Here is a 20,168-nt window from a genome sequence, read left to right as displayed (position 1 = left end):
CGGGGCCCCGCAGGCGGCCTCCAGGCCACAGAATGGTTCCACCGTGACACCAGATGCCCCCGCGAAGCCCCGCCGCTCCCTGTTCGCCGACCTGACCCCGCTCCGCCGCTCCCCCGCCTTCGCCCGACTCTGGATCGGCAGCTCGATCGCCGGCATCGGCACGATGATGACGAGCGTCACCGTCGGGCTCGAGGTGTACGAGATCACCCGCTCGACCTTCATGGTGTCCCTGGTCGGCGTGATCTCCCTGGTGCCGATGATCCTGGCCGGTCTGTACGGCGGGATGCTCGCCGACGCGTTCGACCGCCGCACCGTGGCCCTCGTGTCGGCCGTCCTGGCGTGGGTGTCGACCGCGATGATCGCCGCGCACGCCTGGCTCGGCCTCGACAGCGTCGCACTGCTCTACGTGCTGGTCACGGTGAACGCCGTCGCCGGCACCGTCATCGGGGCCTCCCGCGCCGCCATCGTGCCACGCCTGGTCGGCATCGAGCTGCTGCCCGCGGCGAGCGCCCTGAACAGCATCAGCGCCGGCTTCTCGGTGACGGTCGGCCCGGCGGTCGGTGGGGTGCTCGTCGCCGCGTTCGGCTTCGCGCCGACGTACACGGTCGACGTCGTCCTGTTCAGTGCGGCGTTCCTCGGGGTGGTCACGCTGCCCCGGATGGCCCCGGAGCACGACGCCCTGCGCCCCGGACTGTCGTCGCTGATCGAGGGGGCGAGGTTCCTCCGGCGCTCCCGCAACATCACGATGACCTTCGTGCTCGACATCATCGCGATGACCTTCGGCCAGCCCCGCGTGCTCTTCCCGGCGATCGGCGCGCTGGTCGTCGGCGGCGGGTCGATCACCGTCGGGGCGCTCACCGCGGCGTACGCGATCGGTGCACTGCTCTCCGGGATCTTCTCCGGGCCGCTCGGCCACGTGCGACGCCAGGGCGAGGCCGTCGGCTGGGCGATCACGGTCTACGGCGGAGCGATCGCGGCGTTCGGTGTCGTCGTCGCCTGCGCGCACTTCCTCGGCGGGCGGCCGTCCGAGACCTTCTCGACCGGGATCCTGCCGGCGCTGGTGCTCTGCGCGCTGTTCCTCGCGCTGGCCGGCGGTGCGGACAACGTGAGCAGCGTGTTCCGCGGGACGATCCTCCAGGCCGCCGCACCGGACGGCATGCGCGGTCGACTGCAGGGCATCTTCATCGTCGTCGTGACCGGCGGCCCGCGCGTCGGCGACCTCTACGCCGGCCTGGTCGTCGCGGCCGGGTTCGCCTACCCGCCGGTGATCGGCGGTGTCCTCATCATCGCCCTGGTCGCCCTGCTGCTCCGGATGGTCCCCTCGTTCCGCCGGTACGACGCCCTGCACCCGAACGCGAACTGACGGAGCCGGTACGGTCGATCCCATGCCGGCGAGCCGCGAACGCGACCTGCGCCGCTCGGGTGTCCGGGCGGTGGTGCGTCGGACGTACCACTCGGTCATCCGGCACCGGGTCGTCGACTCGGCCGCGTCGCTGACGTTCTTCGCGCTGCTCACCGTGTTCCCGACGGCCCTGACCGTGGTGTCGCTGCTGGCCGTCGTCGACCAGGGCGGGGACAGCGTCGCGGACGTGATCGGGATCCTCGGCGTCATCGTGCGGCCCGAGACGGCCGAGCACCTCGAGACCCCGCTGCGGCAACTGCTCACCCTCGACAACCCGTGGCTCGGCGCGACCGTCGGACTCGTCCTGACGCTGTGGTCGCTGTCCGGGTACGCGACCGCGTTCGGCCGGGCGATGAACACCGCCTACGAGGTCGAGGAGGGCCGGCGGATCTGGAAGTTCCGCAGCATGATGCTCCTCGTCACGCTGCTGATCATGGTCGGCGGCGCCGTCGCACTCGTCATCCTGCTCGGCACCCCGGTGATCTCCGCCGCGATCGTGCAGCAGGTCGGCTGGCCGTCCTGGGTCGACGACGTCTGGAACGTCGCGAAGTGGCCGGTCCTCGCCGCGGACCTGGTGGTCATGGTCGCCGTGCTCTACACCGCCACCCCCAACGTCAGGACGCCGCAGCTGCGGTGGGTCTCTGCCGGCGCCGGCTTCGCGATCGGGACGTGGGCGATCGCGACGGTCGGCTTCGCGGTCTACGTCGAGACGATCGGCGGCGGCAACCGCGCCTACGGCTGGCTCGGTGGGGCGCTGCTGCTGCTCGTGTACCTGTACATCTCGAACTTCGTGCTCGTCGTCGGCGGGGAGCTCGACTCCGAGGTGATCCGGATGCGCCAGTTGCTCGCCGGCATCGAGGCTGACGAGACCATCCGGCTGCCGCTCCGCGACGTCACCCGGAACTTCACGCTGGCCCGGTGGCGGGACCAGGACATCGCGGCGGCGGCACAGGTGCGGGCCGCGGCGGCGGAGCTCCCCGACGACGAGGCCTCACCCGAGGACGACGAGCTCCGGCGGGTGGCGGGGCAGGTGCGCGCGGGCGAGCGGCCGATGCCCTGAGCGGCACTGTGCTCGTTGCGTGAGCCGCGGACGGACGGGAGGCGCGCGGCGGGGCCGCCACGGGCCTCCCGTCCGTCAGGGGGTCCAGCTGGTTCGCCTGCGGGTCGGGTCAGGCCAGCGGCGGACGCGGGGCCGCGTCGCGGGCGTGCTGCTGGAGCATCGCCTCGGTGATCACCGGGATCGCCCCCGTGGCCATCTCGATGCCGGACAGGCGCGCCGGGCTGAGGACGCGGTGCACCTGGTGCTCGTCCATCAGGCCCGCCGCGATCACCAGCGTGGAGATCGGCGTCGACGTCGTCAACGCCGTGTGCGCGATCGACGCCGCCGCCGCGTAGCCGATGTACGGCGTCAGTGCGGTGACGACACCGACGTTCGTGTCGACCTGTGCGGCGAGCTTGGCCTCGTTCGCCTCGATGCCGATGACGCAGTGCTCGCGGAGGGTCGCGCAGCCGCGGGCCATCCACTGCAGCGACTGCAGGATCGAGTGCGCGATGATCGGCTCGAAGGCGTTGAGCTGCAGCTGCCCGCCCTCGGCCGCCATCGTCACCGTGGTGTCCGCCCCGGCGACGGCGAAGGCGATCTGGTTCACCACCTCCGGGATCACCGGGTTCACCTTGCCCGGCATGATCGAGGACCCGGCCTGCCGCGGCGGCAGCGTGATCTCACCGAGGCCCGCCTGCGGCCCCGACGCCAGCAGCCGCAGGTCGTTGCAGATCTTCGACAGCTTCATCGCACTGCGCTTCACCGTGCCGGACAGCGTCATGAACGAGCCGGCGTCACTCGTCGCCTCGATGAGGTCCGGCGCGGTGACGACGTCGACGCCCGACGCCTCGGCGAGTTGTCTGCGGACCTCGTCGCGGTAGAGCGGATCCGCGGTGATGCCGGTGCCGATCGCGGTCGCGCCGAGGTTCATCTCACCGAGCAGCGGCACCACGCGGCGGAGCTGGACGACGTCCTCCTGGATGGTGTGCGCGAAGCCCGTGAACTCCTGGCCGAGCGTCATCGGCACGGCGTCCTGCAGCTGCGTCCGACCCACCTTGAGGACGTCCGCGAAGGCGCGGCCCCGCTCGGCGAACGCGTCCGACAGCTGCTCCAGCTGGTCGGCCAGGCGGCGCACCCCGTAGATCATCGCGATCTTGATGCTCGTCGGGTACGTGTCGTTCGTCGACTGGCTGCGGTTCACGTGGTCGATGGGGTGCAGGTACGCGTAGTCGCCCCGCTCGCGGCCGAGGAGCTCGAGGGCCCGGTTCGCCAGGACCTCGTTCGTGTTCATGTTCGTGCTCGTGCCGGCACCGCCCTGGACCACGTCGACGACGAACTGGTCGCGGAGGGCACCGTCACGCACCTCCTGCGCGGCACGGTCGATGGCGTCGGCGCGCTCGTCGTCGAGGACCCCGATCGCCCGGTTCGCCCGGGCTGCCGCCTGCTTCACGGTCACCAGAGCGGCGACGAGGTCCGGGTACACCGCGATCGGCACGGAGGCGATCGGGAAGTTCTCCATCGCCCGGAGGGTGTTGATGCCCCAGTACGAATCGACGGGCACCTCCCTCGAGCCCAGGGAATCGGTCTCGGTGCGGGTGGCAGCGCTCGTCACGTGGTGTTCCTCTCCGTCGCGGGTCACGTGTCGAGGGTAGTCCGCGACCGTCCGGCCGGTGCGGGAGGTGCGGGTGCGGGTGGCGGGTGGGGGTGGGTGCGGGTGCGGCGGGCGGGCGGGTGCGGCGGGTGGGGCAGGGCGTGTCGGCGGGGCGGGGCAGAGCGCGCCGCCGGGTGGGCGAGGCGGAGCGCGAGCGGGCGGAACACCAGGGGCACCTCGTCCTGCACCACGGGATTCCGCCCACTCACCACCTGCGGCACGGGAGGCACGGCACCCGGCCGGCCACGGGCCTCCCGTCCGCCAGCCGCCGGCTTCCCTGACGGCGAGCGGGCGGGACCGCTGGGTGCGCGCGCCACCCGGCCTGGCGTTCCGCCCGCTCACGCCACAGGGCGGACAAGAGGCGCGGCCGTGCCCGCCTCGTGCCTCCAGTCCGCCAACGGCCGGCTTCCCCGCCGGCGAGCGGGCGCGGACGCGCCGTGCGCGGCGGACGGGCCCAGGGATTCCGCCCGCTCGCCTCAGGGGCATCCGCCAGCGGGCGAGAACGGGTGGTGCGACGGCCGCGCACTCTGACGTTCCGCCCGCTCATGCCCACGGGCGGACGGGAGACACGGGGCCAGCCCGCCCCGCGCCTCCCCTGCCGCCGGCCGAAGGCTGGTCCGACGTCGATCGGGCGCAGATGCGCCGTGCGCGGCTGACGCGCCCCGGCATTCCGCCCGCTCGCCTCAGGGACGACCGCGAGCGGACGAGAACGCGCGGGTCGTCCGCGACTCCCCCTGGCATTCCGCCCGCTCACGCACGAGGCGGACGGGAGGCGCGGCACCAGCCAACCAAGCGCATCCCGTCGGCCAAGCACGCCGATCCGACGGCGAGCGGGCGCAAACGCGCCGTGACCCGCTGACGCGCCCTGGCACTCCGCCCGTTCGCCCCAGGGGACGGCGAGCGGGCGAGAACGCGCGGTCCGTCCGCCACGCACCCTGGTGTTTCGCCCGCTCACGCTGCCACGGGCGGTCGGGAGGCGCGGGACCAGCCAGCCCCGCGCCTCCCGTCCGCAGACGGCGAGCGGGCGAGAACGCACGGTCCGCCCGTCACGCGCCCTGGCATTCCGCCCGCTCACGCCGCCAAGGGCGGACGGGCGCACCCCACAACGCAGCAACGGCCGGCCCGGAGGCCGGCCGTTGCCGGAGAGGACGTGCCGCGCGTCAGTGGAAGGCGGGCACGATCAGATAGATGCCGTACAGCACGGCCGCGCCGCAGAGCACGAAGCAGACCACGGCGAGCGCCCGGAGCATCCGGACGGCCCCGGCGGCGGCGTTCGGGTCGGGGAAGCCGGCGGTGGCCGGGCCGATCGTGCCGTCGTCCTTCACGGTGTACTTGCCCGCACGGGTGTCGGCGGCGCTCCAGAAGCGCAGCCCGACCGAGTACACAGAGACGACGAAGCAGGCCGAGACGACGGCGACGAGTGCCACGAGCAGGAACGCTCCCCAGTCGATGCCCATCAGCGACGGCCTCCCTTGCGTCCGGCCATGCGGCGGAGGGTCCGCTCACGGCTCAGTTCGGCGCGGCGGGCGGCGACCGCCTCGGCACGCTTCTTGCGCTGCAGGCCGCGCTGCTCCTTGCGGGTGAGCACGGCGTTCGCGGCGACGTCGATCTCGATGGCCGAGTCGTGCGGCTTGCGCAGCGACCAGAGGTACAGGCCGAGGACCACGATCCCACCGGCGACGGCGTCGATGACCAGGCCGATCACGCCGAAGCGGGCGATGCCGGAGGCGATCGCTCCGACCGCGGCGGCTGCCGGCAGGGTGATGAACCAGGCGATGACGATCTTGCCCGCTGTCGACCACTGGATCTTCGACCCGCGACGACCGAGGCCCGCGCCGATGATCGAGCCCGAGGACACCTGCGTGGTGGAGAGCGCGAAGCCGAGGTGGCTCGAGGCCAGGATTGTCGCGGCAGTGGAGGCCTCGGCCGCGAAGCCCTGCGTCGCCCGGATCTCGGTGATGCCGGAGCCGAGGGTGCGGATGATGCGCCAGCCACCGGTGTAGGTGCCGAGGGCGATCGCGAGCGCACACGCCACGACGACCCAGAACTGCACGCCCTGGTTCGCCGACTGGGCACCCGACGCGATGAGTGTGAGCGTGATGACGCCCATGGTCTTCTGCGCGTCGTTCGTGCCGTGCGCGAGCGACACCATCGACGAGGTGAAGATCTGGCCGACGCGGAAGCCGCCGCGCTCGTTCGGGAACACCGGGCGACGGGTGATCCGGTAGGCGATCCGCGTGGCGAGCAGCGACACCAGGGCCGCGATCACCGGCGACAGGAAGGCGGGGATGATCACCACCGTCAGCAGCGCCGCGTAGTTCACCGAGTCGAACCCGGCACCGACGATCGCGGCGCCGATGAGGCCACCGAAGAGCGCGTGCGAGGACGACGACGGCAGGCCGCGCAGCCACGTGATCATGTTCCAGACCACCGCGCCGATCAGCCCCGCGAAGATCATCTCCGGACTGATGGCGACGCCACCGGGTCCCTCGTTGATGAGCCCGTGCGAGATCGACGTCGCCACAGCTGTGCTGAGGAACGCCCCGACGAGGTTGAGCACCGCTGCGACGGAGACCGCCACCGTGGGCTTCATGGCGCCGGTCGCGATCGGGGTCGCCATTGCGTTGGCGGTGTCGTGAAAACCGTTTGTGAAGTCGAAGAAGAGGGCCAACGCAATGACCAGGACGACTATGAGCGTGATGTCCACCGCGGGCAAGTGTCCCAGGCGGAGGGGCATCGGGCAAGCCGAGCAGACACCTGTTGTTCATCTGCCCTTCACATCTGCTCAGGTCCACACCCTCGGGATGGGAAGATGGACCCGTGGACATCGCCGAGTTGCTCATCCTGCTGGTCGGATCGCTCGCCGTCACCGGGTTCGCCCGCGCATGGGGACTCCCGGCTCCGCTCCTCGTCACCGCGGTCGCCCTCGGCGTGTCGTTCATCCCCGGTCTGCCCCACATCGAGATCGACTCGGAGGTCATCCTCACGGTGGTCCTACCGCCGCTGCTCTACTCGGCGGCGCTCGACGTGTCGTGGCAGAGCTTCCGCGGGTCGATCAAACAGATCCGACGACTCGGCATCTTCCTCGTCATCATCACGGCGCTCGCCGTGGGCCTGGCCGCCTACCTGATCATCCCCGACATGACGTGGCCGGCCGCGATCCTCCTGGGTGCGATCGTGGCGCCGCCGGACGCGGTGTCCGCCGCGGCGATCGGCCGCAAGCTCGGCCTGCCCCGCCGCGTGATGACGGTCCTGTCCGGCGAGAGCCTGATCAACGACGCCGCGTCGCTGACGCTCGTCCGCGTGTTCACGCTGATCATCGCCGGTGCGTCACTGACGATCTGGCAGGACCTCGGCATCTTCGGCCTGGCGATCGGCGTCGGCCTGGTCGTCGGCGGTGTCCTCGGCGTGGTCGTGCACTGGATCCGGATGCGGATCAACGACCCGGTGGTCGAGACGATCATGAGCATCCTGCTGCCGTTCGTGGCGTACATCCTGGCCGAGGAGCTCTCCGGCTCGGGCGTCATCGCGGTCGTCACCGCGGGGCTGTACATCGGCTACAACTCCCCCAAGGAGGGCTACGCGACCCGCCTGCAGGAGCGTCCACTCTGGACGAGTGTCGACGTGATCCTCGAGGGCTTCGTCTTCGCGCTGATCGGGCTGCAGCTCAACACGGTCGTGCAGGACCTGGTCGAGAGCGAGCGGAGCCTCGGGCAGACGCTGACCGCCGCGGCCGTCGTCCTGGTGGTGGTGATCGTGGTCCGTCCGCTCTTCATCTTCGAGTCGTACGCACGCAACCGCCTGCACGGCCGGTTCATCCGTCCGTTGCGGATCCGCGCCTCCCGAGGGCACCGTTCCCTGCGCTGGATCCGAGGCACGGCCGAGCCGAAGCTCAACTGGCGAGAACTGACGGTCATCTCGTGGACCGGCATGCGTGGCGTGGTGACGCTGGCCGCCGCGGTCTCGGTCGTCGCGAGCCCGACGAAGATCCCCGCCCAGGACACGATCTTCGTGATCGCCTTCATCGTCACGGTCGGCACCCTGTTGCTGCAGGGGCTGACGCTGCCGTTCGTGATCCGCGCGCTCAAGGTGCAGGACCCGGGCGAGGACGACAAGGACCGGCGCAGCGAGATGCTGCTCAACCAGCGGACCACCGTCGCCGCGATCGAGCTGCTCGACAAGCGCCGTCCGGAGTGGGGCACGCGGTACGGATCGGACGCCGTCGACTCGGTGGTCTCCCGCCTCAAGGCCCGGCTGGAGCGCCAGGCCGAGACGTTCCGGCAGGACGCCGAGGAAGAGGAGACGGACGACCGCAACACCGCGATGCGTCTCCGCGGTGCGCAGATCCAGGACATCCGGCGCGAGCTGCTGGACCGCCGGCGCGAGATCGTCCTCGAGGAACGCGAGAAGGGCAACCTCGACGAAGAGGTCATGCGCCGCGTGCTCGTGACCCTCGATGCGGAAGAACTCGCGATGGACTCGGCGCAGGCCTCCCGCAGTCGTTCCTGACCGGTCCTCACTCCGGTACCCAGGCGTACCCTGGGATGCCAGACGACAGGACAGGAGCGCACCGCCGAGTGAGCACGCCGCGGAACGAAGCACGCAGGAACAACGACCTCCCGACGCGCAGCGCCGGCGACACGGCGCGGGTCGCGGACGACCGGTCACGCCCGGCACACCGCCCCGGCCGGGAGGCACGCCCCACGCCGCCGCCGAAGCAACACATCGGCCGCTACCGCCGTTGGTACGCCACCCTGCACCCGTCGCTGCAGCTCATCGGGCTCCAGCTGTGGATGCCGCTGTTCTTCATCGTCGGTTTCTGCCTCTGCTACGTCTTCGCGTTCCACGCCCCGCACCCGCACGACGTGCCGATCGGCATCGTCGGCAGCGACCAGACCCTCGTCGGGGCCGTGCAGAAGGCGCTCCCGGGCGAGTACCTGTTCTCCTCCTACGACTCCCTCGCCAGCGCGAAGCGCGATGTCCTCGCCGGGACGATCGCCGTGGCGTACGACCCGTCGGCGAACGAGCTGTTCAAGGCCAGCGCGCACCAGTTCCAGGTCGCGAACCTGGTGCCGGCGACCCTGAGCGCCGTGCTGACCGGTGCCGGGCTGACCGCTCCCCGGGTGACCGAGCTCGCTCCCCTGCCGGCGTACGACGAGTACGGCACGGTCGGGATGTACGTGATGCTCGCGTGGTGCATCGGCGGCTACATGGTCGCGATGTTCATCGGCATCATGGGCGGCCCGCTCCGCCACCGCACCCGCATGGCGGTCATCGTCACCGGCGGTCTGGTCATCTCGCTCATCACGAACACCCTCGCCGGCCCGGTCGTCGGTGCCATCCACGGCCACTTCGTCCCGCTCGTCCTCATCGCGTGGGGGTGGATCGTCGCGATCGGCCTGGCGGTGAACGGGCTCAGCTACTTCGTCGGCCGGTTCATCGCCGCTCCCGCCATGATCTGCTTCGTCTTCCTGTCGATGCCGTCCTCCGGTGGCGCCTACCCGAAGTGGTTCATGCCGGAGCCGTTCGCCTGGCTCAACAACGTCGTCGTCGGCTCGAGCATGGTCGACATGATCAAGCACCAGCTCTACGGAGTCGGCCCGGGTCCGGAGCGTGGGCTGATCACGATGGGCTGCTACGCCGCGGCCGGGCTCGTCCTGATGTTCCTCGGCAAGAAGTGGTGGGAGCGTCGCCGGATCCGCGCGATCGTCACCGGCCGGACCACGATGTTCCAGGACGCGAACACCGCGAACCGTGAGTTCCTCGGCCGCCAGCGTGACGCCGAACTCGAGCGGAACGGCCTCATCTCGACCGAGACCGGGACGCTGCAGGTCCTGCGCGACGACGACTGGGAGGACGAACGTGCCGCCGGGGACGTCTTCACCGGCGGCCGCGACGGACTCGAGAACGAGCCGCTGAACCCACGTCGGTGAGTGCCCGGCGGGGAGGGCCCGTCGATGAGCGCCGGGGCGACGGCTATCCTGGTCCGATCATGACCCGAACCGCCTGGCACCGCCTGCTCATGACGATCGTCGTCGTCTTCCTCGTCATCGCGGCGCTGTCCTACGTCACGAGCATCGTGCTCGCGCCGAGTGGTGGCCGCAGCGTCGCCGGGCTCTGGGACGGCTGGGCGATGTTCGCCCTCATCGCCGCGATCGCGTTCGGCGTCGTCGACTTCTTCGTCCGCCCGCTCGGTGGGCAGAGCGGGGACGCCGACGTCATGGCCGAGGCCGAAGCCGCCCGCACCGGTACCACCCCCACCCAGCGCGCACGCTGACGGGCACGCTGACGGGCGTTCCGCGGCCCGGCAACGCCGACGCTGACGCGGCAGGTCCGGCAGATGTGGCGCGGCGGCTCAGACGGGCTCGCCGATCCCCGTCCCGGTGAACCCGGCGACCGACGCGTTGTCCTCCGCGAACACCACCCGGGCGTCCACCTGGCCCCCGTCGAGGACCGCGGGCAACCAGTAGCGCGCGTCGTCCCACATCGCGTCGTAGGGGACGTCCCGGACCGGCACCCAGCGCGGCTCCAGCTCGTCGCCGCCCGACGGGTCGCCCTGCCAGCGGCGGCACACGAAGACGTCCGAGACCTGGGACCAGGACGGGCGGAACGGGAACCGGTAGTCCAACGTGCCACGGGCCTCCAGGTCGGCCGGGTCGACACGGAGGCCGACCTCCTCCGCCACCTCGCGCACGGCGGTCTCGACCGCCGTCTCGCTGCCCTCACGCTTGCCGCCGGGGCCGACCACACGACCGGTGCCGAGACCGCGTCGCTTCTCGCCGAGCAGCACCTCCGGCCCGTCCGGACCGTTCCGCAGGAGGTACACGACGACGACGGCCGGGTGCTGGGTCTTGCTCTCGTCGCGCTCCGTCATGTGGTCCAGTGTGGCCGATCCGATGACGTACGCTCGTTGCATGGCAGGCGTGCTGTGGGGGCGTCATGGCTGAGTCTCGCAGGACGGGGCGCAGCCTCGAGGTGCTGCGCGCGGAAGCCGCCGAGGAGATCTCGGTCATCGTCGAACACCGGTGTCGGCAGGGCGACGATCCCTGGGACTTCATGCACACGCTGCCGAGCGTCGACGAGCAGGTCGTCCTGATCCTCCGTGCCGAGGCGATGGAGGTCGACGTCCGCATCGGTCAGCGCAGCGCACAGTGGTCGTCGCACCCGGCATCGGGGCAGCGCACTGAGCACGGCGAGGAGTACCACCGCCTCCGGCGCATCGCGCTCCAGCACCCGGAACTCACCGAGGCCGTCTGGAAGCTGATGGACGCGCTGCCCGGTGCGCGCTGAGAACCGCGCTCGCTGACACCTGTGCTCGCTGACACCGGTGCTCGCTGACACCGGTCTGGGGTTGGATGGGGGCATGACCGACACCGTCCTCGCCGTCCTCAACCAGCCCTCCCGCGCCGCAGCGCCGCACGACCCGGAGGCCGACGCGTTCACCTGGGCGAAGCCGCTCGAGGAGCACATCCAGGTGATGGACCTCGGCCTCACCCGGGGCGACGGCGTGTTCGAGACGATCACGGTCATCGACGGCCGTCCACAGGCCCTCGAGGCTCACCTCGCCCGCTTCGGCCGGTCCGCCGCGAAGCTCGACCTGCCCGAGCCGGACCTGGACGCCTGGCGTCAGGCGATCGAGGCCGCCTGCGCGCGGCTCGACCCGGTGCGCGAGGCCTCCGCCAAGACCGTCCTGACCCGCGGCGTCGAGGGCCTCGGCCGTCCCACCGGCTGGGTCTACGCCGCACCGTCCGCCGACCAGACCCGCGACCGCACCGAGGGCATCGGGGTCGTCACGCTGGACCGCGGCTACCGGCACGACGTCGAACGGACCTCGCCGTGGCTGCTGCAGGGGGCGAAGACGCTGTCGTACGCGATCAACATGGCGGCGCTCCGCGAGGCCGTCCGACGCGGTGCCGACGACGCGCTCTTCATCTCGACCGACGGCTACGTCCTCGAGGGCACCCGCGCCAACCTCATCATGTCCGTCGGCGGTCGCTTCGTCACCCCGCGCACCGACATCGGCATCCTCGACGGCACCACGCAGGCCGACGTCTTCCGCTTCGCCGAGCAGGAGGGCATCGAGACCGCCTACGAACTCGTCACCCTGGACGACCTGCGGGCCGCGGACGCGCTGTGGCTGGTGTCGAGCATCCGGCAGGCGGCGCCGATCCACACCGTCAACGGCGTGCCGCAGGAGATGGACCTCGGCATGACCGAGCGGATCAACGACTTCCTGCTGTCGCGCCAGGACTGAACGGGCCCGGGCCGGCCCGCACCGGCCCCGCCCGCACCGGCCTGGCCTGGTCGAGCCCAGGGTCGGACGGGAGGCGCGGTGCGGGCCTGCGCCGCGCCTCCCGCCCGACGCCTGGTCACGTGTCGATCCGCGTCGTCACCAGCGCGGGGTCGTCACACCCTGCCCGTCGACGTACGCGTAGACCTGCTTGCCCTCGATCCACACCCGCTGCGCGCGGCTGGTGGCGTCGAGCGGGTCGCCGTCCCAGAGGACGAGGTCGGCGTCGAGTCCCTCGGCGATGCGGCCGACCCGGTCACCGAAGCCGAGGATGTCGGCCGGTGCGGAGGTGATCGCCTCGAGCGCGGTCTGTCGGGGCAGGCCGTCCCGGACCGCCATCGTCGCCTGGGTGACGAGCATGTTGATCGGGACGACGGGTGCGTCGGTGGTGATCGCGACCCGGACGCCGGCCGCAGCGATGGTCGTGAGGTTCGGGATGCCGCGATCGCGCAGCTCGACCTTGGAGCGACTGGTGAACAGCGGCCCGTAGATCACCGGGATGCCCTTCTCGGCGAGCAGGCCCGCGATCTTGTGTGCTTCGGTGCCGTGGTTGACGACCAGGCGGTAGCCGAACTCTTCTGCGAGACGGACCGCGGTGGCGATGTCGTCGTGCCGATGGGTGTGCTGGTCCCAGGCGAGCTCGCCGTCGAGGACGCGGACCAGTGCCTCCTTCGTGAGGTCGCGGGTGAACGGTTCGTCCTTCGCGTGGGCGGCGTCGCGGGCCGCGCGGTAGTCCTGCGCGGCGACGAACGCTTCACGGATCACCTTGGCGACGCCGAGGCGGGTGGAGGGCGTCTGCCCCTTCTCGCCGTAGACGCGCTTCGGGTTCTCGCCGAGGGCGCTCTTGATGCTCACGGCGTCCGAGATGAGCTGCTCGTCGATGGTGCGGCCACCCCAGGTCTTGATCGCGACGGTCTGGCCACCGATCGGGTTGCCGGAGCCGGGCTTCACGACGATGCTCGTGATGCCACCGGACAGGGCATCGCGGAAGCCCTCGTCGTCGATGTCGACCGCGTCGATCGCCCGGACGGCAGCCATGTTCGGGCCGGTCATCTCGTTCGTGTCGTTGCCCGCCGAACCGTTCGCCTCTTCGTGGATGCCGACGTGGCCGTGCGCCTCGACGAAGCCGGGCAGGAGCCAGGCACCGGCAGCGTCGACCACGGGCAGGCCGTCGGGTGCCACGACGTCGGGTCCGACCGCCGTGATGCGGCCGTCCTGCACGACGACCGCGCCGCCGTCGAACGCGTCGCCGTCGACGGGGACGACGTGGGCACCGGTGATCACGAACGAGTTGTCAGTCATCCCACAACGGTACCGATGCCGTCGCCGGACGCCACGGAGTTCGTGTACGGAATACAGGTTCTTGGTGCTGCCCGCTCGGTGGTCGGTACCTTCTGTCGGACCCGACGAGCGGAGGCACGATGCACCTTGACGACACCCGGCCCGGCTGGCCTGCGCACCGGACGACGACCCGACCGTGGCGGAGCAGCGGGCGGCCGCCACGAGCCGACCGGATGGTCCACTCGGTCCGCTGCTCCCTGCCGCCGCGGATCGCGGACCGCACCTGGACCCCGTCATCGGGCACCGCCGATCTGGTGTCGCGGGTCGCCGAGCGGCTCGCCGACCTCGACCGACGTCTGGGCGACCGCACCGCGACGTTCGACCTGCTGCTCGCCCGGACCGAGGCCGTCTCGTCCTCCCGGATCGAGGACGAGCACGCGACGCTCGACGACTACGCCCGCGCCCTGGTCGGCATCCGCGCGAACGGCAGCGCCACCGCGATGGTCGGCGCGACCGCGGCCCTGCGGGCGATGATCGACGACGCCGGGCAGGTCGGCATCACCGAGCGCTCGGTGCTCGACGCGCACGCGGTGCTCATGCGGGACGACCCGGTCGACGGTCCGGTGGCCGGGCGCTGGCGGCAGGTGCAGAACTGGATCGGTGGCGGCGCGTCACCGCGGGACGCCGCGTACGTCCCGCCACCGGCCGACGACGTCCCCGACGCCATGGACGACCTGTTCGCGTTCCTGGAGCGAGACGACCTCGACCCGGTCGTGCAGGCGGCGATCGCCCACGCCCAGTTCGAGTCGGTGCACCCGTTCACCGACGGCAACGGGCGGGTCGGCCGGGCGTTGGTCAACGCGGTGCTCCGCCGGCGCGGACTGACCTCCTCGCTCGTGGTCCCGGTCGCGGCGGCGCTCGTGGCGGACCGGGCGGGGTACTTCGCCGAACTCGTCCGCTACCGGGACGGGCACGTCGACGGCGTGGTGCGCCTGGTCGCCGCGGCGATCGGCACCGTGTGCGACGAGGTTGAGTACGCGGCCCTCCGGCTGGACGAGCTCGAGCAGGACCGTGCCGCGGTGCACCCGGCGGGTCTCGGGGATCGGGTGGCACACGACTCGACGGTGCTGCGCGTCCTGCTCGCCGACCCGGTGCTGACCGAAGCGGCGATCACCGCTGCGCTGCCGCCGGACCTGCCGTGGACGGACGCCGTGATCGACGAGCTGGTCGACGCGGGTGTGCTGCGCCCGGTGACCGAGCGACGACACGACCGGGCGTGGGTGGCGTCGGACGTGCTGGCGGAGCTCGATGCGCTGGCTGAGCGCATCCGGGCGGCGGCAGTGCCGACACCGGGGCGGGCCGTACCGGGGCAGGCCGGACCGGCAGCCGCTGCCCCGGAGCCGGGTCGGGCCTCCATCCTGAGCGCATAGGGTGGGCCGGTGACCAGCGAGCACGACGTGACCACCCCGCCGACCGCCGCCAAGCGGCCTCGTACGCGGACCCACCACGGCATCGACTTCGTCGACGACTACGAGTGGCTGCGCGACAAGGAGTCCCCGGACACCATCGCGTACCTCGAAGCCGAGAACCGGTACACCGAGACGCAGACCGAGCACCTCGGCGCCCTCCGTGAGCGGCTCTTCGACGAGGTCAAGACCCGCGTGCAGGAGACCGACCTCTCGGTCCCCGTGCGCATGGGCCAGTGGTGGTACTTCACCCGGACCAGCGAGGGCAGCCAGTACGGCGTGCAGTGCCGCGCCCCGATCAGCGGGCCGGACGACTGGACCCCGCCGTCGCTCGAGGCGGACACTGCGGGATCGGACACCGCCGGGGCGGGGGCTCCGGGATCGGCGAGCGCCGGCACCCTGCCCGGCGAAGAGGTCGTCCTGGACGGCAACGCCCTGGCCGAGGGGTACGACTTCTTCTCGCTCGGCACCTACGACATCAGCGACGACGGTCGTCGGCTGGTCTACGGCGTCGACGTCGAGGGCGACGAGCGCTACACCCTGGCCGTCCGTGACCTCGAGACCGGGCAGGACCTCGGCGACACGATCCCGAACACCGGGGCCGGCGCCACGTTCGACCCCTCGGGCCGCTACGTGTTCTACCCGACCGTCGACGACTCCTGGCGTCCGGACCGCATCTGGCGCCACACCGTCGGCACCTCGGCGGACGCCGACGTCGTGGTGTTCGAGGAGCCCGACGACCGCTACTGGGTCGGCGTGGGTGTGACCCGCTCGTCGCAGTACATCGTCATCGCGCTCGGGTCGAAGATCACCTCCGAGGCGCTCGTCCTCGACGCGTCCGACCCGACCGGTGAGTTCCGCGTCGTGTGGCCCCGTCGCGACGGCGTCGAGTACGAGATCGAACACGCCATCGTCGGCGGCAGCGACCGGCTGCTCGTCCTGCACAACGACGGCGCCGAGAACTTCGAGCTGGTGGACGTCCCCGCCGACGACCCGACGTCCGAGTCCGACCGCCGTGTCGTCGTCCCGCACCACCCCGAACGACGCATCGAGTCGGTGGACGCCTTCGCCGGGCACCTGGCGCTCGAGTACCGGTCCGAGGCACTCCCCCGGATCGCGATCATCCCGATCGTGGGCGACGGCTACGGCGACGCCCACGAGGTCCCCTTCGACGAGGCACTGTTCTCGGCCGGGCTCGGCGGCAACCCCGAGTGGGACCAGCCGACGCTCCGGCTGGGCTACACGTCCTTCGTGACCCCGTCCGAGGTGAGCGACCTGGACCTGGCGACCGGTGCGGTCACGGTGCTCAAGCGGCAGCCGGTACTGGGCGGCTACGACCCGGCCGACTACGTGCAGGAGCGCGACTGGGCGACGGCGTCCGACGGCACACGGATCCCGATCTCCCTCGTGTGGCGCCGTGACGCCGTCGACGCGGACGCCCCGGCCCCGCTGCACCTGTACGGGTACGGCTCGTACGAGCACTCGATCGACCCGGGCTTCAGCGTGATGCGTCTGTCGATGCTCGACCGCGGTGTCGTCTTCGCCGTCGCCCACGTCCGCGGTGGTGGCGAACTGGGCCGTCACTGGTACGAGGACGGCAAGACCCTGACGAAGAAGAACACGTTCACCGACTTCGTCGCCGTCGCCGAGCACCTCATCGACAGCGGCCGGACGACACCCGAGCGTCTCGTGGCCGAGGGCGGCAGCGCCGGCGGTCTGTTGATGGGCGCCGTCGCGAACCTGGCGCCCGAGCGCTTCGCGGGCATCCTGGCCGCGGTGCCGTTCGTCGACGCACTGACGAGCATCCTCGACCCGGACCTGCCGCTGACCGTCATCGAGTGGGACGAGTGGGGCGACCCGCTGCACGACCCCGAGGTCTACCGGTACATGAGCGAGTACACCCCGTACGAGAACGTCCGCGACGACGTGCAGTACCCGCGCATCCTCGCCGTGACCTCGATCAACGACACCCGCGTGCTGTACGTCGAGCCGGCGAAGTGGACCGCGAAGCTGCGGGAGGTCGGTGCGCCGGTGCTCCTGAAGACCGAGATGTCCGCCGGACACGGTGGCGTCAGCGGTCGGTACGACTCGTGGAAGGAGCGTGCGTCTGAGCTGGCCTGGCTGCTCGACGTGCTCGGCCTGGCCGACGTCTCCCCCGCGGCGGCGAGCGCGGACCCGATCGCGGCGGGCTGACCGGCAGCCCCACGGCACCGCAGCCCCACGGCACCGCAGCCCCACGGCACCGCAGCCCCGTAGCCCTGCGGCCCGGGCACACGACGACGGCGCGCACCCTGCTCAGGTGCGCGCCGTCGTCGTGTGCGGACGGACCGTGCGTCACACGCGGTTGAGCGCGTGCACCGCCTCGTCGTAGGACTCCTCGGCCACGCGGACCCGGTCGCCGGCCAGGACGCCGTACCCGAACGTGCCCTCACCCGCGCGCTCGGCGATGCCGGCCTGCACGCGGAGCTGCTCGAGCGCGTGGAGCGACCGGACCCGCTCGGTCAGCACGTCGGCCGCGGTGCCGATCCGCTTCCAGAGCGCGTGCGGGAACGCGTCGTCGCCGAGGACGTCCATCGCCATCCGGGCCCGGAGCGTGGCGTGCCAGGCGCGCTGGGTGGCCTCGCGGTCACCGGCCTCATCGGCGGGGTCGTCTCCGACCGCTGCACGGACGAGGTCGCGGACGCGCGGCTTCTCGATCGCCGAGACGTCCTGGGCGACGCGCTTCGGGTCGCGGAGTGCCCACTCGGTCGGCTGGGGGCGTTCGACGGCGTCGTCGAGGGCGTCGAGCAGTTCGAGGAACGACTCCTCGTGCAGGGACAGCAGGACCTCGCGGGTGGCGTCGTCGCGGCGCTGGCGCGTGGAGGCCAGGATCCGCTCGCGGGTGATCGAGTCGATGAGTGCTTCCTGCGCCGGGCTGGAGGCTCGCGGCAACCGGTCGACGAGGTACTCCGCCAGGGCGGCTCGTGCCGTGACGGCCGCGAGCGCATCGGCCGCAGCGGCGGCGCGGTCCATCTCGTCGCCGTCGGCGAACGCCGGCCGGTACGAGCCGAGGACCGCGGCGATGCCGAGGGCGGTCTCAGCCACCTCGGACAGGTCGGTCGGAGCGCCGGACCGGAGTCCGGCCTCCAGGCGGAGCAGCGTGCCCCGCAGTTTCCGCAACCGCTTGGTGAGTGCGCGGGCCGCGGTGCCCTTGTGCGGCTTCTCCTCGGTCTGGAGGCGCGGTGCCGGTGCCCCCGCCAGCCCACGTGCCAGCTTGGACGCGACTGCGGCGGGGCCGGCGCCGACGGCGGCGAACCGACCGTCCAGGGCGGCGAAGAGCTCGTGCGCGATCTGCGGGTCGACGCCCTCGACGGCTTCGACCTCGACCTCCCGCCACGTGGTCGGGTGGTCCGGCGCGTCGTCGTCGAGGCGTTCGGCGACGACCTGGTCGTCGGCGAGTTCGCCGACCTGGTCACCGTCCTCGTCGAGCAGGCGGGTGACGGTGCGGGTGGTGGTGATCCGGACGACGGGGCGCAGTCCGCGGCCACGCCGTTCGGTGAAGAGTGCGGCGAGGACCTCGACGGGCACGGTGTCCGGGTCCTCGGTGAGCGGGAAGTGCTCTTCGTGGCGGACGGTGTCGGACTCGGCGCGCTTGATGTGCCAGCCGGCGTCGTGTCCGCCGGTGCGCCGACGGACGGTGACGTGGGCGGCGACCAGGTCGTACCGCTGGGTGTCCCAGTAGGTGGCGTCGAGCTCGAACGGCTCCTGGGTGTCGGTCTGCATGATGCCACCGACGCCGACCAGGTCGGGCAGTGCGGCGTCGGCGGACAGGTCGTAGGTGCGCTCGATCTCGAGGTGCGTGTCGCTCACACGGTCTTGTCTACCAGGGTGGGGGCGTGGTCCTCGCCACGGGTGCGCCGGCGGAGGGGCGAGGTCGTCCAGGCGAGCAGTCCGGCGACGACGACGGAGAGCGCCGGCAGGGCCAGGAGGCACGGGACGAGTCGGGCGGGGACGAGCGGCCAGAGCACCCCGGCCGCGTCCACGGCGGCCGCTCCGAGCGGGAGCAGCACGAGCAGCCAGGCACGGCCCGGAGCGTCGATGGCGACGAGCCAGCCGGCGAGTGCCACGAGGAGCGGCACGACCGTCGGCAGGATGCTCACCGGCCACCCGGACGGCGGTCCGACGAACGGCGCGACGACCGCCCCGACGGCTGCGGCGGCGACGAGGACCGCACCGAGGCGCCGACGGCGGGCAGCGGCGTCGGGCAGGAGCAGGATCGCCGCGCTGATCGCAGCACCGGGCACCAGGTCGAGCAGCAGCCAGACACCGCCGACGCCGATCATGCGGTCGACGGCGCTCTCGTACCCGGAGTTGGGCTGCAGGATCAGCCACGGTCCCGCCATCAGGACGGACAGGACGGCCACCGTGACCAGCAGCGGGACGGTCCGGATGGTGTGCGGTGCCGCGGGTGCGGCGAACGGTGTGGTGGTCATGGTGTCTCCCCAGGTGGTGCGCCGAGCCCCTCGGCGGTGGAACAGTGCGGTGGTCAGGGCGCCGAAGGCCAGGGCGGTCGGCGAGAGCCCCAGCTCGGCCGCGTCGCGGAGGTCGGCGTGCCACTGCTCGCGGCGGACCGTCCGGTGTTCGGCCGGCGAGACGGCGACCGCGGTGTCGACGAGGACACGGCTGAGGGCGCTCACGAGGTCACCGGCCGGGTGCTCGGACGGGTGGCGGGACGGGAGGCGTTGGCCTCGGCCGCGCGTCGGGCGGCGACCAGGTCGGTCGCGGCCCGCTGCCCGTCGGCGGTGAACTCGTAGAGGCGGCGACGCGGGCCGGGCCGATCGGCGTCGTCGTCCCAGTCCGAGGTGATCCACCCCTGCCGCTCGAGTCGTTCGAGGATCGGGTAGACGGTGCCGGACGGGCGACCGAGCTCCTTGATGAGCCGCAGTCCCCAGGCCGGCCCCTCGGCGGCGAGGAGGGCGGCGAGGACGTCGAGCGTGGGTGCGGTGACGCGGACCAACGGTTCCATGTCATCAACCTACCTATGTAGGACTAGGCGG

Annotated in this window: 17 protein-coding genes; 9 read left to right on the top strand and 8 right to left on the bottom strand. The window is 71.8% G+C overall.

The genetic code is table 11. The features are described from left to right. Positions 1–43: 43 nt before the first annotated feature. Entirely contained in the window at positions 44–1,363 is a 1,320-nt protein-coding gene (locus DEI97_RS05645) for an MFS transporter (RefSeq protein ID WP_111075516.1), read from the top strand. Between the two features lie 22 nt (positions 1,364–1,385). Next, positions 1,386–2,462, top strand: coding sequence for a YihY/virulence factor BrkB family protein (locus DEI97_RS05640; RefSeq protein ID WP_111075517.1), 1,077 nt, complete (start codon positions 1,386–1,388; stop codon positions 2,460–2,462). A 109-nt stretch (positions 2,463–2,571) separates the two neighbouring features. Here DEI97_RS05640 and DEI97_RS05635 read toward each other — a convergent pair whose 3' ends face one another. From DEI97_RS05635 to DEI97_RS05625, 3 genes are all read right to left on the bottom strand, one after another. Next, complete coding sequence (locus DEI97_RS05635; protein ID WP_258376745.1) at positions 2,572–4,083, bottom strand: aspartate ammonia-lyase; 1,512 nt, start codon at positions 4,081–4,083, stop codon at positions 2,572–2,574. 1,172 nt (positions 4,084–5,255) lie between these two features. Continuing rightward, positions 5,256–5,552, bottom strand: coding sequence for a hypothetical protein (locus tag DEI97_RS05630; protein ID WP_111076238.1), 297 nt, complete (start codon positions 5,550–5,552; stop codon positions 5,256–5,258). Then, positions 5,552–6,802, bottom strand: coding sequence for an inorganic phosphate transporter (locus tag DEI97_RS05625; protein ID WP_111076237.1), 1,251 nt, complete (start codon positions 6,800–6,802; stop codon positions 5,552–5,554). The genes DEI97_RS05630 and DEI97_RS05625 overlap by 1 nt, the downstream gene beginning before the upstream one ends. Positions 6,803–6,915: 113 nt before the next feature. Here DEI97_RS05625 and DEI97_RS05620 point away from each other — a divergent pair, with 113 nt between their 5' ends. From DEI97_RS05620 to DEI97_RS05610, 3 genes are all read left to right on the top strand, one after another. Continuing rightward, positions 6,916–8,604 (top strand): cation:proton antiporter, encoded by a 1,689-nt coding sequence (locus DEI97_RS05620; RefSeq protein WP_111076236.1) that lies wholly within the window; start codon positions 6,916–6,918, stop codon positions 8,602–8,604. 68 nt (positions 8,605–8,672) lie between these two features. Further along, positions 8,673–10,028: an ABC transporter permease gene (locus tag DEI97_RS05615; RefSeq protein ID WP_111076235.1), complete on the top strand. Its 1,356-nt coding sequence runs from the start codon at positions 8,673–8,675 to the stop codon at positions 10,026–10,028. Between the two features lie 59 nt (positions 10,029–10,087). Continuing rightward, positions 10,088–10,372, top strand: a complete 285-nt coding sequence (locus DEI97_RS05610; protein WP_111076234.1) for a hypothetical protein — start codon at positions 10,088–10,090, stop codon at positions 10,370–10,372. Positions 10,373–10,450: 78 nt separating this feature from the next. Here DEI97_RS05610 and DEI97_RS05605 read toward each other — a convergent pair whose 3' ends face one another. Then, on the bottom strand, positions 10,451–10,969 hold the full coding sequence (locus DEI97_RS05605; RefSeq protein WP_181439366.1) for an 8-oxo-dGTP diphosphatase: 519 nt from the start codon (positions 10,967–10,969) through the stop codon (positions 10,451–10,453). A gap of 65 nt (positions 10,970–11,034) precedes the next feature. Between DEI97_RS05605 and DEI97_RS05600 the strand changes: the two genes are divergently transcribed. Beyond that, a complete protein-coding gene (locus DEI97_RS05600; protein WP_111076232.1) occupies positions 11,035–11,385 on the top strand; it encodes a tryptophan synthase subunit alpha in 351 nt (116 codons plus the stop codon). 73 nt (positions 11,386–11,458) lie between these two features. After that, on the top strand, positions 11,459–12,349 hold the full coding sequence (locus DEI97_RS05595; protein ID WP_111076231.1) for an aminodeoxychorismate lyase: 891 nt from the start codon (positions 11,459–11,461) through the stop codon (positions 12,347–12,349). A gap of 135 nt (positions 12,350–12,484) precedes the next feature. Here DEI97_RS05595 and DEI97_RS05590 read toward each other — a convergent pair whose 3' ends face one another. Next, positions 12,485–13,687, bottom strand: coding sequence for an amidohydrolase (locus DEI97_RS05590; protein ID WP_111076230.1), 1,203 nt, complete (start codon positions 13,685–13,687; stop codon positions 12,485–12,487). A 212-nt stretch (positions 13,688–13,899) separates the two neighbouring features. Between DEI97_RS05590 and DEI97_RS05585 the strand changes: the two genes are divergently transcribed. Then, positions 13,900–15,096: a Fic family protein gene (locus DEI97_RS05585; RefSeq protein WP_181439365.1), complete on the top strand. Its 1,197-nt coding sequence runs from the start codon at positions 13,900–13,902 to the stop codon at positions 15,094–15,096. A 9-nt stretch (positions 15,097–15,105) separates the two neighbouring features. Next, positions 15,106–17,325, top strand: coding sequence for a S9 family peptidase (locus tag DEI97_RS05580; RefSeq protein ID WP_111076228.1), 2,220 nt, complete (start codon positions 15,106–15,108; stop codon positions 17,323–17,325). A 141-nt stretch (positions 17,326–17,466) separates the two neighbouring features. Here DEI97_RS05580 and DEI97_RS05575 read toward each other — a convergent pair whose 3' ends face one another. From DEI97_RS05575 to DEI97_RS05565, 3 genes are read right to left on the bottom strand one after another with little or no spacing between them, the layout of a single operon-like run. Continuing rightward, positions 17,467–18,981, bottom strand: coding sequence for a CYTH domain-containing protein (locus tag DEI97_RS05575; protein WP_181439364.1), 1,515 nt, complete (start codon positions 18,979–18,981; stop codon positions 17,467–17,469). Then, entirely contained in the window at positions 18,978–19,808 is an 831-nt protein-coding gene (locus DEI97_RS05570; protein ID WP_181439363.1) for a hypothetical protein, read from the bottom strand. The genes DEI97_RS05575 and DEI97_RS05570 overlap by 4 nt, the downstream gene beginning before the upstream one ends. Next, positions 19,805–20,137 (bottom strand): PadR family transcriptional regulator, encoded by a 333-nt coding sequence (locus DEI97_RS05565; RefSeq protein WP_111076226.1) that lies wholly within the window; start codon positions 20,135–20,137, stop codon positions 19,805–19,807. The genes DEI97_RS05570 and DEI97_RS05565 overlap by 4 nt, the downstream gene beginning before the upstream one ends. Between the last annotated feature and the right edge of the window lie 31 nt (positions 20,138–20,168).

The organism is Curtobacterium sp. MCLR17_032 (genome assembly GCF_003234795.2).
In the GTDB taxonomy this organism is placed as follows: domain Bacteria; phylum Actinomycetota; class Actinomycetes; order Actinomycetales; family Microbacteriaceae; genus Curtobacterium.
Note: the sequence above shows the minus strand (reverse complement) of the source record. Positions and strands in the feature narration are given on the sequence as shown.

Coding starts and splice junctions, on each gene's coding strand:
- DEI97_RS05605 (WP_181439366.1), bottom strand. CDS start 10,969: ATGACGGAGCGCGACGAGAGCAAGACCCAGCACCCGGCCGTCGTCGTC.
- DEI97_RS05600 (WP_111076232.1), top strand. CDS start 11,035: ATGGCTGAGTCTCGCAGGACGGGGCGCAGCCTCGAGGTGCTGCGCGCG.
- DEI97_RS05590 (WP_111076230.1), bottom strand. CDS start 13,687: ATGACTGACAACTCGTTCGTGATCACCGGTGCCCACGTCGTCCCCGTC.
- DEI97_RS05565 (WP_111076226.1), bottom strand. CDS start 20,137: ATGGAACCGTTGGTCCGCGTCACCGCACCCACGCTCGACGTCCTCGCC.
- DEI97_RS05630 (WP_111076238.1), bottom strand. CDS start 5,552: ATGGGCATCGACTGGGGAGCGTTCCTGCTCGTGGCACTCGTCGCCGTC.
- DEI97_RS05640 (WP_111075517.1), top strand. CDS start 1,386: ATGCCGGCGAGCCGCGAACGCGACCTGCGCCGCTCGGGTGTCCGGGCG.
- DEI97_RS05595 (WP_111076231.1), top strand. CDS start 11,459: ATGACCGACACCGTCCTCGCCGTCCTCAACCAGCCCTCCCGCGCCGCA.
- DEI97_RS05585 (WP_181439365.1), top strand. CDS start 13,900: ATGGTCCACTCGGTCCGCTGCTCCCTGCCGCCGCGGATCGCGGACCGC.
- DEI97_RS05610 (WP_111076234.1), top strand. CDS start 10,088: ATGACCCGAACCGCCTGGCACCGCCTGCTCATGACGATCGTCGTCGTC.